This window comes from Kitasatospora terrestris (genome assembly GCF_039542905.1).
Lineage (GTDB): Bacteria > Actinomycetota > Actinomycetes > Streptomycetales > Streptomycetaceae > Kitasatospora > Kitasatospora terrestris.
This window is the reverse complement of record NZ_BAABIS010000001.1, coordinates 5,766,557-5,779,246: the sequence shown is the minus strand read 5'-3', so window position 1 is coordinate 5,779,246 and position 12,690 is coordinate 5,766,557. Positions and strand designations below refer to the sequence as shown.

Sequence of the window (12,690 nt, the reverse complement as noted above, 5' to 3'; positions counted from 1 at the left end):
GACCGGGCCGTGCCGCTCCGGGGCTGCGCGGCGAGCACGGCCCCGCCCGTGGACCTGGACCGCCACCGGCTGACGGATGGTCAGCCCACCGCGTGGGCGCGGGAGAGGAGGTCGGCGCCGAGCGGGGTGATGGTGTGGAGGACGGCCCCGCCGCGGCGGCGGGTGGTGATGAGGTTGGCGTTGCGCAGGACGGTGGCGTGCTGGCTGGCGGCGGCCGCGGAGACGTTGAGGCGGCGGGCGAGCTCGGTGGTGGAGCAGCTCTCGGTGACGATGTCGAGGGCGGCGGCACGGGTGCGGCCGAGCAGGGCCGCGAGCGAGGCGTCGCCGGCCTCCCGGTCGGCGTCCCAGAGCGCGGCCGCGGCGAGCGGGTCGCGGAGCGTGGGCACGGTGAGGATCGGTGCGGCGCCCTCGTCGCCGACGTCGAAGAACAGTTGGGGGTGCCCGGTCATGAAGACCATCGGGGCGACGACCAGGCCCCGGCCCTCCAGGTGGACGTCGACCTCGGGGCCGCGGCCGATCTCCAGCACGGGGGCGCTCCAGCGGGTGTGCGGCGGGCAGAGGGACTCCAGCAGCCGCTCGATGCCGCCGTCCATCACGGTGCGGGCGCAGTCGGCGCGGTAGGAGTCGAGGTGGCCGCGCATCCGGGACCAGTGCGGGAGGACCAGGGCGCGGTGGGTGGCGTCGAGGGAGTCGGCGAGCACCCGGCGGGCCGGGAGGTCGCCGCTGATCAGGGCGGCGAGCCAGCCGCGGTCCGCACCGGGCAGCCGGGCGATCTCCAGCTCGACGCGCATGGTGTGGTCGGCGACGCCGAGCAGGGTGTCCAGGCCGGCCTCGACGGACGGGTCCATGCCGGCCAGGGCGATCAGGTCGAGCCCCGAACCCGGGGCGGGCAGCAGGGAGCGGAGCGGCCGGCTGCCCTCGCCGAGCGGGCCGGCGAGGCTCCGGCGCCAGGCCCGAAAGGGCAGGCTGTTGCGGCAGCGGGAGAGGATCTGGAGGCTCTGGAAGGTCTCGGCGAGCGGGCCCGCCGTCGGGGCGACCCTGGCCCTGGCCAGGTCGGTGGCGGTGAAGTGGATCCGCAGCACTGCCCGTCCTCCCCCGAGGCCCGTCCGGTCACCGGCTTCCGGCGCGACCATTTTAGGCACGGCTTAAAGCCGTGGTGCTCCGGGACGGAGGCGTCCGACCATGGGGAACACGCACGGACGCCTCCCGCCCGTCACGGGGGTGCGGGCAGGAGGCGTCCGGGAGTTGACGAGGGGTCAGGCCTTGGTGACCTGGATCTTGCCGTCCTGGACGGCGACCTTGTACTCGGGCAGCGAGGAGGGCGCCGGGCCGGCCGACACCGAGCCGTCGGCAACGGCGAACTTGCTGCCGTGGCACGGGCAGGAGATCTGGCCGGAGGTCACCTGGTCGACCACGCAGCCCGCGTGGGTGCACTTGGCGCTGAACGCCTTGTACTGCCCGGCGGTGGGCTGGGTGACGACGATCTTCTGGTCGCGGTACACCTTGCCGCCGCCGACCGGCACCTCGCTCGCCGCGCCCAGGTCGACCGCGCCGGCGGCGCCGCCCCCGGAGGAGGAGGCGGCGCCGCCCGTGCCGGACGAGGAGGAGTCGGAGTCCGAGGAGCAGCCGGTGACCGCGACGGCGCTGCCGCCCGCGAGCACCGCGGCGGCGCAGCAGAGCAGGGTACGGCGGGAGGTGGCGGGGCTCTCGACGGCCTCGGTCATGGCGGTCTCCTCAGGGACGGAAGCGAAGTCGACGGGGAAGTCTATGCGCTGGGGATGAGAGCGGAAGGGGGCGCGAGGCTCGGCCTCGCGCCCCCTCGGGGTCGTCACCCGGCACGGACCGCCGGGTCAGCCCTTCTTCCGGGCCCGGACCGGCGTCGCGTCGGAGACGCCGGGCAGGATGTCGCGGAGGAACTTGCCGGTGTGGCTGGCCGTGGAGGCGGCCACCTCCTCCGGGGTGCCCTCGACGGTGACGGTGCCGCCGCCGCTGCCGCCCTCGGGGCCCATGTCGACGATCCAGTCGGCGGTCTTGATCACATCGAGGTTGTGCTCGATGACGATCACCGTGTTGCCCTTGTCGACCAGGCCCTCCAGGACCTTGATCAGCTTGCTGATGTCCTCGAAGTGCAGGCCGGTGGTGGGCTCGTCGAGCACGTACACCGTCCGCCCGGTGGAGCGCTTCTGCAGCTCGGAGGAGAGCTTGACGCGCTGCGCCTCGCCGCCGGAGAGCGTGGTGGCGGGCTGGCCGAGCCGGACGTACCCGAGGCCGACCTCCTTGAGGGTGCGCAGGTGGCGGGCGATCGCGGGGACGGCCTCGAAGAAGTCGAGCGCCTCCTCGATCGGCATGTCCAGCACCTCGGCGATGGACTTGCCCTTGTAGTGCACCTCCAGCGTCTCCCGGTTGTACCGGGCGCCGTGGCAGACCTCGCACGGCACGTAGACGTCCGGCAGGAAGTTCATCTCGATCTTGATGGTGCCGTCGCCGGAGCAGTTCTCGCAGCGGCCGCCCTTGACGTTGAAGGAGAACCGGCCGGGCAGGTAGCCCCGGACCTTGGCCTCCTGGGTCTCCGCGAAGAGCTTGCGGACGTGGTCGAAGACGCCGGTGTACGTCGCCGGGTTGGAGCGCGGGGTGCGGCCGATCGGCGACTGGTCGACGTGCACCACCTTGTCGACCAGGTCGGTGCCGGTGATCCGGGTGTGCCGGCCGGGGACGGAGCGCGCGCCGTTCAGCTCGCGGGCGAGGTGGGTGTAGAGGATGTCGTTGACCAGGGTCGACTTGCCGGAGCCGGAGACGCCGGTGACCGCGGTGAAGGTGCCGAGCGGGAAGCCGACGGTGACGTCCCTCAGGTTGTGCTCGCGCGCGCCGTGCACGGTGATCTGGCGCTTCTTGTCGCGCGGGCGGCGGGCCGCCGGGACCGGGATGCTCTTCTTGCCCGAGAGGTACTGGCCGGTCAGCGACTCGGGGTTCTTCAGCAGCTCCTTCAGCGAGCCGGAGTGCACCACCTTGCCGCCGTGCTCGCCGGCGCCGGGGCCGATGTCGACCACCCAGTCGGCGGTCTTGATGGTGTCCTCGTCGTGCTCGACGACGATCAGGGTGTTGCCGATGTCGCGCAGCCGGACCAGGGTCTCGATCAACCGGTGGTTGTCGCGCTGGTGCAGGCCGATGGACGGCTCGTCCAGCACGTAGAGCACGCCGACCAGGCCGGAGCCGATCTGGGTGGCGAGCCGGATGCGCTGGGCCTCGCCGCCGGAGAGGGTGCCGGCCGCGCGGTTGAGCGAGAGGTAGTCCAGGCCGACGTCGACCAGGAAGCGCAGCCGCTCGTTGACCTCCTTCAGCACCCGCTCGGCGATCTTCTTGTCGCGCGCGGTGAGCTTCATCGCGCCGAGGAAGTCGGCGCAGTCGCTGATCGACATCGCGGAGACGTCGGCGATCGACCTGCCCTGGACGGTGACCGCCAGGACCACCGGCTTCAGCCGGGTGCCCCGGCAGGTCGGGCAGGGCACCTCGCGCATGTACCCCTCGAAGCGCTCCCGGCTGGCGTCGCTCTCGGACTCCGAGTGCCGCCGGGTGACGAACGGGACGGCGCCCTCGAAGGCCGTGGTGTACGAGCGGTCGCGGCCGTAGCGGTTGCGGTACCTCACCTCGACCTGGGTCTTGTGCCCGTACAGCAGCGCCTTCTTGGCGCGCGCGGGCAGACCGGCCCAGGGGATGTCGGTGCGGAAGCCCAGCTCGCCGGAGAGCGCGTCGACCAGGCGCTGGAAGTACTCCTTGGTGTGGCCCTGCGACCACGGGTGGATGGCGCCCTCGTCGAGCGACTTCTCCTCGTCGGGGACGATCAGCTCCGGGTCGACCTCCATCCGGTTGCCCAGGCCCGAGCACTCGGGGCAGGCGCCGAACGGGGAGTTGAAGGAGAAGGACCGCGGCTCCAGCTCCTCGAACGACACGTCGTCGTACGGGCAGTAGAGGTGCTCGGAGTACATCCGCTCGCGCTCGGGGTCGTCCTCCGCGAGGTCGACGAAGTCGAGCACGACCATGCCGCCGGAGAGCTTGAGGGCGGTCTCCACCGAGTCGGTGAGCCGGCGCTTGGCGCTGCTCTTGACGGTGAGGCGGTCGATCACCACCTCGATGGTGTGCTTCTCCTGCTTCTTGAGCGTCGGCGGCTCGGTCAGCTGGACGGTGGCGCCGTCGACCCGGGCCCGGGCGTAGCCCTTGGACTGCAGGTCGGCGAAGAGGTCGACGAACTCGCCCTTGCGCTCGCGCACCACCGGGCTGAGCACCTGGAAGCGGGTGCCCTCAGCCAGCTCCAGCACGCGGTCGACGATCGCCTGCGGCGACTGCCGGGCGATCGGGCGGGAGCAGTGCGGGCAGTGCGGCTTGCCGATCCGGGCGAACAGCAGGCGCAGGTAGTCGTACACCTCGGTGATGGTGCCGACGGTGGAGCGCGGGTTGCGGCTGGTGGACTTCTGGTCGATCGAGACGGCCGGGGAGAGGCCCTCGATGAAGTCGACGTCGGGCTTGTCCATCTGCCCCAGGAACTGGCGGGCGTAGGAGGACAGCGACTCGACGTAGCGGCGCTGCCCCTCGGCGAAGATCGTGTCGAAGGCCAGCGAGGACTTGCCGGACCCGGAGAGGCCCGTGAAGACGATGAGGGAGTCGCGGGGCAGGTCGAGCGAGACGTTCTTGAGGTTGTGCTCGCGAGCACCACGGACGACGAGGCGGTCGGCCACTGCTTCTGGCGCCTTTCTCCGGGGCGAGATGAGTGTGTACTTCTTCCAGGATGCGGCAGCCAGCCTATAGCTCAGGCGTTCGAATATCGAGCTTGTCCAGCCGAGTCCACCCGAATGAGTGAACAGGTCCGCCGGGCGCGATAGCGTCAACGACGCAGGACCCGCCCGGGCAACGCCCGGAAGCGTGATCACCCGGAGGCCACCGCATGACCGACGCCCGGACCGACGCCGCCAGAGCGGCCGAAGCGCTGCGCGCGACCGTCGAATCCACCGAGCTGCTGCTGCACACCGTCGCCGGGCTGAAGCCGGCCGCGGTCGCCGGGCCCTCCGCCCTGCCGGGCTGGACCCGCGGCCACGTGCTGACCCACCTGGCCCGCAACGCCGACTCCCTGGTCAACCTCCTGGACAGCGCCCGCACCGGCCGCGACATTCCCCAGTACGCCAGCGCCGAGGCCCGGGACCGGGACATCGAGGCCGGCGCCGGCCGGCCGCTCGACGAGCACCTCGCCGACCTGCGCGACAGCCACCGGCGCTTCCTGGACGCCGCCGCCCTGCTGCCCGACGCGGCGTGGAGCGCCCCGGTCCGGCACCGCGCCGGGTACACCTTCCCGGTCCACGAGCTGCCCGGGAAGCGGCTGGCCGAGGTCGAGTACCACCACGTCGACCTGGACGCCGGGCACACTCCCGCGCACTGGCCGGAGGCCTTCGCCCGCCGCGAGTTCGCCCGGCTCGGCGCGCAGTTCGCCGGGGTCGACGGGCTGGACGCGGTGCTGCTGATCGCCGAGGACACCGGGCAGCGGGTGCAGCTCGGCACCGCCGCCGGCGCCGGCGCGCCCGAACTGACCGCCGAGGGCCCGGTCCGGGCGCTCACCGCCTGGCTGTCCGGCCGGGCCGACGGCGACGGCCTCCAGGTGCACCGGGGCGGCGAGCAGCTGGCCGACGCCCGCACCGCCCTGCCGAAGCTGCCCCCGATGGGCTGAGCGCGGGATGATGATCGAGACACCCCGGAACGAGACACCCCGGAACGGGACCACCCCGAAGCGGCGGCAGCGAGGAGCGGCACGATGACGTACCACGGCTCGGTCAAGGTCGGCGGCCCGCCGGACGTACGGGAGCTCGCCCACCTGATCATCACCAAGATCGCGGTCGGCCCGTACGAGAACAACGCCTACCTGCTCCGCTGCCGGGCCACCGACGAGCAGCTGCTGATCGACGCGGCCGCCGAGGCGCCGGTGCTGCTGGAGACCGTCGGCGACCGGCTGGCCACCGTGGTCACCACCCACCGGCACCACGACCACTGGAGCGCGCTGGCCGAGGTGGCCGCCGCCACCGGCGCCCGCACCGCCGCCGGCCGGATCGACGCCGAGGGCATCGACGTCCGCACCGACCTGCTGCTGGACGACGGCGACGTGCTGCGGGTCGGCCAGGTCGGGCTGACCGTGCGGCACCTGGTCGGGCACACCCCCGGCGCGATCGTGCTGGTCTACGACGACCCGCAGGGCCACCCGCACGTGTTCACCGGCGACTGCCTCTTCCCCGGCGGCGTCGGCAACACCTGGAAGGATCCGCAGGCCTTCGCCAGCCTGTTCCGGGACGTCAACGAGAAGATCTTCGACGTGCTCCCGGACGAGGCCTGGGTCTACCCCGGCCACGGCAACGACACCACGCTCGGCGCCGAGCGCCCGCACCTCGACGAGTGGCGCGAGCGCGGCTGGTGAGCGCGGACGGAGGGGGCCGCCCGGCAGCTGCCGGGTGGCCCCCTCCGTCGTCGCGGGTGTCGGGCGCGGGGGTCAGGCGTCGATCTTCTCCGCCTCGCGCTCCCGCCGCTCCGCCCGGCGGGAGGAGACCAGGCTGGCGACCGTGGTGACGCCCAGCACCACCACGATGAAGCCCAGCGAGAGCGGGATGCCGATCTCCGGCACGTGCACGCCGCTCTCGTGCAGCGCGTGCAGCACCAGCTTCACGCCGATGAAGCCGAGGATCACCGACAGGCCGTACGACAGGTAGACCAGCTTCTTCAGCAGGCCGCCGATCAGGAAGTACAGCTGGCGCAGGCCCATCAGGGCGAAGGCGTTGGCGGTGAAGACGATGTACGGGTCCTGGGTCAGGCCGAAGATCGCGGGGATCGAGTCCAGTGCGAACAGGACGTCGGTGGTGCCGATCGCCAGCATGACGATCAGCATCGGCGTCATCAGCCGGCGGCCGTTCTCCACCACGAAGAGCTTGGTGCCGTGGTACTTGTCGGTGGAGGGGAAGCGCCGCTCGATGGCCTTGAGGAGGCGGTTCTCCTCGAACTCCTCTTCCTCCTCGCCGGCCCGGGCTTCCTTGATCAGCTTCCACGCCGTCCAGATCAGGAAGGCGCCGAAGATGTAGAAGACCCAGGAGAAGGTGCTCACCATCGCCGCGCCGCCGGCGATGAAGACCGCCCGGAGCACCAGCGCGATGATCACGCCGAACATCAGCACCCGCTGCTGGTACATCCGCGGAACGGCGAACTTGCCCATGATCAGAATGAACACGAACAGGTTGTCGACGCTCAACGACTTCTCGGTGATGTAGCCCGCGAAGAACTCACCGGCCGGCTGCGAACCGCCGTACCACCAGAGGAATCCGCCGAACAGCACGGCGAGCACCACCCAGACGACCGTCCAGGTGCCGGCCTCCTTGATGGAGACCTCGTGCGGCTTTCGGCCGCCGATGAAGAAATCGGCCACGATCAGGGCGACCAGGACGCCGATCGTCCCGACCCACAGGCCAACGGAAACGTCCACGACTGCTTGCTCCTCCGGCAATAGGCGAAATGGACATCGTCACTGCCGGAGGTCTCTTCCACCGGTCGGCGCGCCGACCCGGCCGGTGCCCCGGGGCGCCCGTGGAACGGGCGCCCGTGATGACGGGAACACCGCGGGGGAATACTCCCCTCCGCTCCCGTCGAGGCTAACAGATCCACCAAGAGAAGGTAAAGAAGGTAAAGAGCAATGCCCTTTCGGGGCTCCTCGGGGGTCAGCGGCCGCGGGCGATCCGGTCGAGCAGGGCGGGCAGCGCGGGGTCGCCGGGCGCGGGCACGGCCGGGGTGAAGGTCCACAGGTGCTCCACCCACGGGTCCGCCAGGTAGTCCTGGGCGACCGGGGCGAGCCGGGTCATCGAGCGGAAGAACGAGTCCAGCAGCGGGCCGTACTCCCGGCCGTCCGCCCGGTCCGCCACCACCAGCAGGTGGACGCCGACCGACGGCCCCTCCTCCGCGAGGTAGCGCAGCTTGGCCAGCGTCCGGTCGTCGAACCCGTACGGGAAGTCGTGCACCAGCAGCAGCCGGTCCGCCGGGTCGATGTGCGGCGGCAGCGCCACCGGGGCGCCGGCCCGGCGCGCCATCTGCACCAGGTCGACCCGCTCCACCAGGATCTCCAGGAGCGCCGTGACCAGGGACGCGTCGGTCGCGGGCGGCCCGGACAGCAGCCCGGCCCGGGCGAACGGCGCGACCGCGCCGGCCGCGTCGCCACCGGGCGTGACCGCGTGCAGCAACAGGCCGCCCGGTCGGTAGCAGGCCAGCATCCGGGCCGCGGCGGCGTTGGCCACCCCGGCGGCGAACGCCTTCCGGTCGGCGGAGCCCAGCGGCACGCTGCCCGGGCCGTCCGACTCCGCGCCGCTGCCGGTGTCCACCCACAGGCCCCGGGTCGAGGGGAAGCGGACCAGCATCGGCACCCGGAGGTCCGGGTTCTCGGGCAGGTGGAGGTCGCCCAGGCGCAGGGCGAACGGCGGCTCCTCGGGAGGCTGCCAGGCCGACCAGGCCGGGCTGTCCCAGCGGGCCATCGGGGCGGGCATCGCCGCCTCGACCACCCGCAGCTCCTCCAGCAGCTGGGCGGAGTCGCGGTCCCGCACCTCGCGGGCCCGGCCCTCCAGCTCGTCGCGGCGGGCCCGGGCCCGGGCCCGGCCGGACTCCGCCTCCGTGCCGAAGCGCGCCCGGGGGTCGGAGAGCAGCGCCTCGACCTCCTGGGCCTCGCGCTGGTCGGCGAAGTCCACCGCCGAGCGGTAGGCCGCGGCGGAGCGGGCGGCGTCCTCGAAGACGCCCCAGACCTGGTTGTAGAGCCGCTCGTCCATGGTGAACCCGGCGGCGTCACCGGCGACCGGCGGCGGGGTGCCGGGCGGCACGGCGGCGGCCGGCGAGGGCATGCCGACGGTCGGCGGGCCGCTCGGCATCGGCGGCGCCGTCGGCCGGCCGGGGTGGCTGGTGTCGATCCCCGGCGGGAACGGGACGGCGTCCGTCGGGGTCGCGTCGGACGGCGACGGGGTCTCCGGGCGGCGGCGCGGGTGGACGGTGTCGATCCCGGGCGGGAACGGGACGGCGTCGGCCGGGACGGCGTCCGTCGGGGCCGTACCGGTCGGCACGGCGTCCGTCGGGGCCGTACCGGTCGGCACGGCGTCCGTCGGACGGCGGCGGGGGTGCACGGTGTCGATCCCCGCCGGGCCCGGGACGGCGTCCGTGACCACGTCCCCCGGGGACGTGGCCGCGCGCCCGGGGTGGGCGGTGTCGATGCCGGTCGGCACGGTGCCCGCGGGACGCCCGGCCCCGGCCGCGGCCGGGGCGGGCGTCAGGTCCGGGGCGAGGGCGGCCGGTCCGTGGTGGTCGGCCAGCAGGGCGGCGGCGCCGCCCTGGTAGCCCTGGCCCACGGCGCGGACCTTCCAGGCCGGCCCGCGCGCGTACAGCTCGACGGCGACGACCGCCGTCTCGCCGCCGAGCCCGGCGAGGGTGAACGCGGCGACGGCGTGCCCGCCGTCCGCGACGACCTCGGCGCGCGGCTCGCCCTGTGCCCCGAACCCGGTGGAGCCGGCGGGCAGGACCAGCGCCAGCAGCACCCGGCGGACCCCGTCCGGCAGCGCGTCGAGGTCGGCCTCGACGGTGCCGTCGGCGGTCAGCCGGACGCCGGGCAGTTCTCGGGCCCGCTCGTGCAGCAGGTACCCGGGGTCGCCGAGCAGGCGACCGTTGTCGTCGGTGAGCAGAACGGCGGCGGCCGCCGTCCCGGCCGCCGAGACCCGGACGGAGATCCGGGTACCCGGCAGCGGGTGGTTCTGCCCGCGCACCAGTTCGGCGGCGGCCATGCGGTGACGTTCCTCCCCTGTGGCGTTCTCTTCCCGGTGACCGGGGGTCAGAGGAACGGCTCGATGTCCGGCAGCATGTCCTGGAAGGTGCGGGCGCGGGCGGGGGTGCCGATCGCGGTCATCTTCCAGCCGCTGCCGTCGCGGGAGACCTTGGCCATGATCTGGCCGGTGTGCGCGCCGCCGCCGGTGAGCTCGTAGCGGGCCAGCTCCTGGCCGGTGAGCTCGTCGATCAGCCGGCAGTGCGCGTTCTCGACCTCCTGGAAGGTCTGGCCGGTGTACGAGCTGACGGTGAAGATGATCTGGGTGATGTGCACCGGCACCCGGGCCAGGTCGACCAGGATCGACTCGTCGTCGCCGCCCGAACCGACGCCGCCGACCAGGTTGTCGCCGGTGTGCCGGACCGAGCCGTCGTTGCTGACCAGGTGCTGGAAGAAGACCACGTCGGTGGGGGTCTTCTCGGCGTAGAGCAGGGCGGAGGCGTCGAGGTCGATCTCGCGGGTGCGCCGGCCGAAGAGGCCGCGCCGGGCGGCGGCCTTCCAGCCGAGGCCCATCCGCACGACGCTCAGCGACTCGCCGGTGGACTTCTGCAGGTTGACGCTCTGGCCCTTCGCCAGGTTCACCGACACGGTGCTGTCCTCTCTTCCCGGAGCATGTCCGGTGCGTTCCGGAGGTGTCTCAGGACGTCCCCGGGCGTCCCCCGGTTCCACCCGAACGGCGGCACGGCGGCCCCCCGCCCCATACCCTAGGGCCTACCCCCGGGGGTCACGCCATCCCCGCCTCCCGCATCTGCCGGAGCTCCTTCTTCAGCTCCTTCACCTCGTCCCGCAGGCGGGCGGCGACCTCGAACTGCAGCTCCGCGGCGGCGGCGTGCATCCGGTCCGTCATGTCCTGGATGAGCTGGGCCAGTTCGGCGGCCGGCAGGCTCTTGGCGGGCTTGCGGTCGGCACCCAGCGCGGGCACCGGGGCCTTGCCCTTGCCCTGGCCGCGGTACCCGGTGGAGAGCAGCTGCTCGGTGTCCACGTCCTCCCGGCTCAGGGTGTCCAGGATGTCGCCGATCTTCTTCCGGAGCGGCTGCGGGTCGATCCCGTGCTCCTCGTTGTACGCCTGCTGGACGGCCCGGCGGCGGTTGGTCTCCTCGATGGCCAGCTCCATCGCCGGGGTGATCCGGTCGGCGTACATGTGCACCTGGCCCGAGACGTTGCGGGCGGCGCGGCCGATGGTCTGGATCAGCGAGGTGCCGGAGCGCAGGAAGCCCTCCTTGTCCGCGTCGAGGATCGCGACCAGCGAGACCTCGGGCAGGTCGAGGCCCTCGCGCAGCAGGTTGATGCCGACCAGCACGTCGTACTCGCCCGCGCGCAGCTCGCGCAGCAGCTCGACCCGGCGCAGCGTGTCGATGTCGCTGTGCAGGTACCGGACCCGGATGTCGAGGCCGATCAGGTAGTCGGTGAGGTCCTCCGACATCTTCTTGGTCAGCGTGGTGACCAGGACGCGCTCGTCCTTCTCGACCCGCTGCCGGATCTCGTGCACCAGGTCGTCGATCTGGCCCTCGGTCGGCTTGACGATCACCTCGGGGTCGATCAGGCCGGTCGGGCGGATGATCTGCTCCACCGGCTCCTCGCAGCGGGAGAGCTCGTACTTGCCCGGGGTCGCCGAGAGGTAGACGGTCTGGCCGATCCGCTCCAGGAACTCCTCCCACTTCAGCGGGCGGTTGTCCATCGCGGAGGGGAGGCGGAAGCCGTGCTCGACCAGGGTGCGCTTGCGGGACGCGTCGCCCTCGTACATCGCGCCGATCTGCGGGACCGTCACGTGCGACTCGTCGATGACCAGGAGGAAGTCCTCCGGGAAGTAGTCGAGCAGCGTGTTCGGCGGGGAGCCGGGCTCGCGGCCGTCGAAGTGCATCGAGTAGTTCTCCACGCCGGAGCAGGTGCCGATCTGGCGGAGCATCTCGATGTCGTACGTGGTGCGCATCCGCAGGCGCTGGGCCTCCAGGAGCTTGCCCTGCTTCTCCATCCGGGCGAGGGACCCCTCCAGCTCCTTCTCGATGTCGTTGACCGCGCGCTCCATGCGCTCGGGGCCGGCGACGTAGTGCGAGGCGGGGAAGACGTAGACCGAGTCGTCCTGGCTGATCACCTCGCCGGTGAGCGGGTGCAGGGTGTAGAGCGCCTCGATCTCGTCGCCGAAGAACTCGATCCGGACGGCCAGCTCCTCGTACACCGGGAAGATCTCGACGGTGTCGCCGCGGACCCGGAAGGTGCCGCGGCTGAAGGCCAGGTCGTTGCGGGTGTACTGGATGTCGACGAAGCGGCGGAGCAGGGCGTCCCGGTCGATCTCCTCGCCGACCTTGAGCGGGACCATCCGGTCCACGTACTCCTGCGGGGTGCCGAGGCCGTAGATGCAGGAGACGGAGGCGACCACCACCACGTCGCGGCGGGTGAGCAGCGAGTTGGTGGCGGAGTGGCGCAGCCGCTCGACCTCCTCGTTGATCGAGGAGTCCTTCTCGATGTAGGTGTCCGTCTGCGGGACGTACGCCTCGGGCTGGTAGTAGTCGTAGTACGAGACGAAGTACTCGACCGCGTTGTTCGGCAGCAGCTCGCGGAACTCGTTGGCCAGCTGGGCGGCCAGCGTCTTGTTCGGCGCCATCACCAGGGTGGGGCGCTGGAGCTTCTCGATCATCCAGGCCGTGGTCGCCGACTTGCCGGTACCGGTGGCACCGAGCAGGACGACGTCCTTCTCGCCGGCACGGATGCGGCGGTCCAGCTCGGCGATGGCCGCCGGCTGGTCGCCGTTGGGCTGGTAGGGGCTGACGACCTCGAAGGGCGCCACGGACCGCTCAATGCTCGTGATGGGACGCACGACTCCACCGTAC

At 72.3% G+C, this 12,690-nt stretch carries 9 protein-coding genes; 2 read left to right on the top strand and 7 right to left on the bottom strand.

Translation table 11 applies throughout. From position 1 onward, the window contains the following. Positions 1-80 precede the first annotated feature (80 nt). From ABEB06_RS26520 to uvrA, 3 genes are all read right to left on the bottom strand, one after another. Positions 81-1,082, bottom strand: a complete 1,002-nt coding sequence (locus tag ABEB06_RS26520) for a winged helix-turn-helix domain-containing protein (protein ID WP_345699399.1) — start codon at positions 1,080-1,082, stop codon at positions 81-83. Positions 1,083-1,256: 174 nt separating this feature from the next. Beyond that, positions 1,257-1,724, bottom strand: coding sequence for a Rieske (2Fe-2S) protein (locus tag ABEB06_RS26515; protein WP_345699398.1), 468 nt, complete (start codon positions 1,722-1,724; stop codon positions 1,257-1,259). Positions 1,725-1,850: 126 nt separating this feature from the next. After that, on the bottom strand, positions 1,851-4,730 hold the full coding sequence (uvrA, locus tag ABEB06_RS26510; protein ID WP_345699397.1) for an excinuclease ABC subunit UvrA: 2,880 nt from the start codon (positions 4,728-4,730) through the stop codon (positions 1,851-1,853). Positions 4,731-4,936: 206 nt separating this feature from the next. On the opposite strand from uvrA, the gene ABEB06_RS26505 reads away from it, so the two are divergent. Together ABEB06_RS26505 and ABEB06_RS26500 are read left to right on the top strand one after the other, a co-directional pair. Beyond that, positions 4,937-5,710: a maleylpyruvate isomerase family mycothiol-dependent enzyme gene (locus ABEB06_RS26505; protein WP_345699396.1), complete on the top strand. Its 774-nt coding sequence runs from the start codon at positions 4,937-4,939 to the stop codon at positions 5,708-5,710. Positions 5,711-5,794: 84 nt separating this feature from the next. After that, positions 5,795-6,448 (top strand): MBL fold metallo-hydrolase, encoded by a 654-nt coding sequence (locus ABEB06_RS26500; protein WP_345699395.1) that lies wholly within the window; start codon positions 5,795-5,797, stop codon positions 6,446-6,448. A 72-nt stretch (positions 6,449-6,520) separates the two neighbouring features. Here ABEB06_RS26500 and ABEB06_RS26495 read toward each other — a convergent pair whose 3' ends face one another. The 4 genes from ABEB06_RS26495 to uvrB form a co-directional block, all read right to left on the bottom strand. Next, a complete protein-coding gene (locus ABEB06_RS26495; protein WP_345699394.1) occupies positions 6,521-7,501 on the bottom strand; it encodes a TerC family protein in 981 nt (326 codons plus the stop codon). Between the two features lie 232 nt (positions 7,502-7,733). Then, positions 7,734-9,824, bottom strand: a complete 2,091-nt coding sequence (locus tag ABEB06_RS26490) for a TerD family protein (RefSeq protein WP_345699393.1) — start codon at positions 9,822-9,824, stop codon at positions 7,734-7,736. Positions 9,825-9,871: 47 nt separating this feature from the next. Then, complete coding sequence (locus ABEB06_RS26485) at positions 9,872-10,450, bottom strand: TerD family protein (protein ID WP_345699392.1); 579 nt, start codon at positions 10,448-10,450, stop codon at positions 9,872-9,874. Between the two features lie 136 nt (positions 10,451-10,586). Continuing rightward, positions 10,587-12,677, bottom strand: a complete 2,091-nt coding sequence (gene uvrB / locus ABEB06_RS26480; RefSeq protein ID WP_345699391.1) for an excinuclease ABC subunit UvrB — start codon at positions 12,675-12,677, stop codon at positions 10,587-10,589. Between the last annotated feature and the right edge of the window lie 13 nt (positions 12,678-12,690).

What these genes read in the sequence shown, in the direction of transcription:
- ABEB06_RS26505 (WP_345699396.1), top strand. Translation starts at nt 4,937, where the DNA reads ATGACCGACGCCCGGACCGACGCCGCCAGAGCGGCCGAAGCGCTGCGC.
- ABEB06_RS26500 (WP_345699395.1), top strand. Translation starts at nt 5,795, where the DNA reads ATGACGTACCACGGCTCGGTCAAGGTCGGCGGCCCGCCGGACGTACGG.
- ABEB06_RS26515 (WP_345699398.1), bottom strand. Translation starts at nt 1,724, where the DNA reads ATGACCGAGGCCGTCGAGAGCCCCGCCACCTCCCGCCGTACCCTGCTC.
- ABEB06_RS26490 (WP_345699393.1), bottom strand. Translation starts at nt 9,824, where the DNA reads ATGGCCGCCGCCGAACTGGTGCGCGGGCAGAACCACCCGCTGCCGGGT.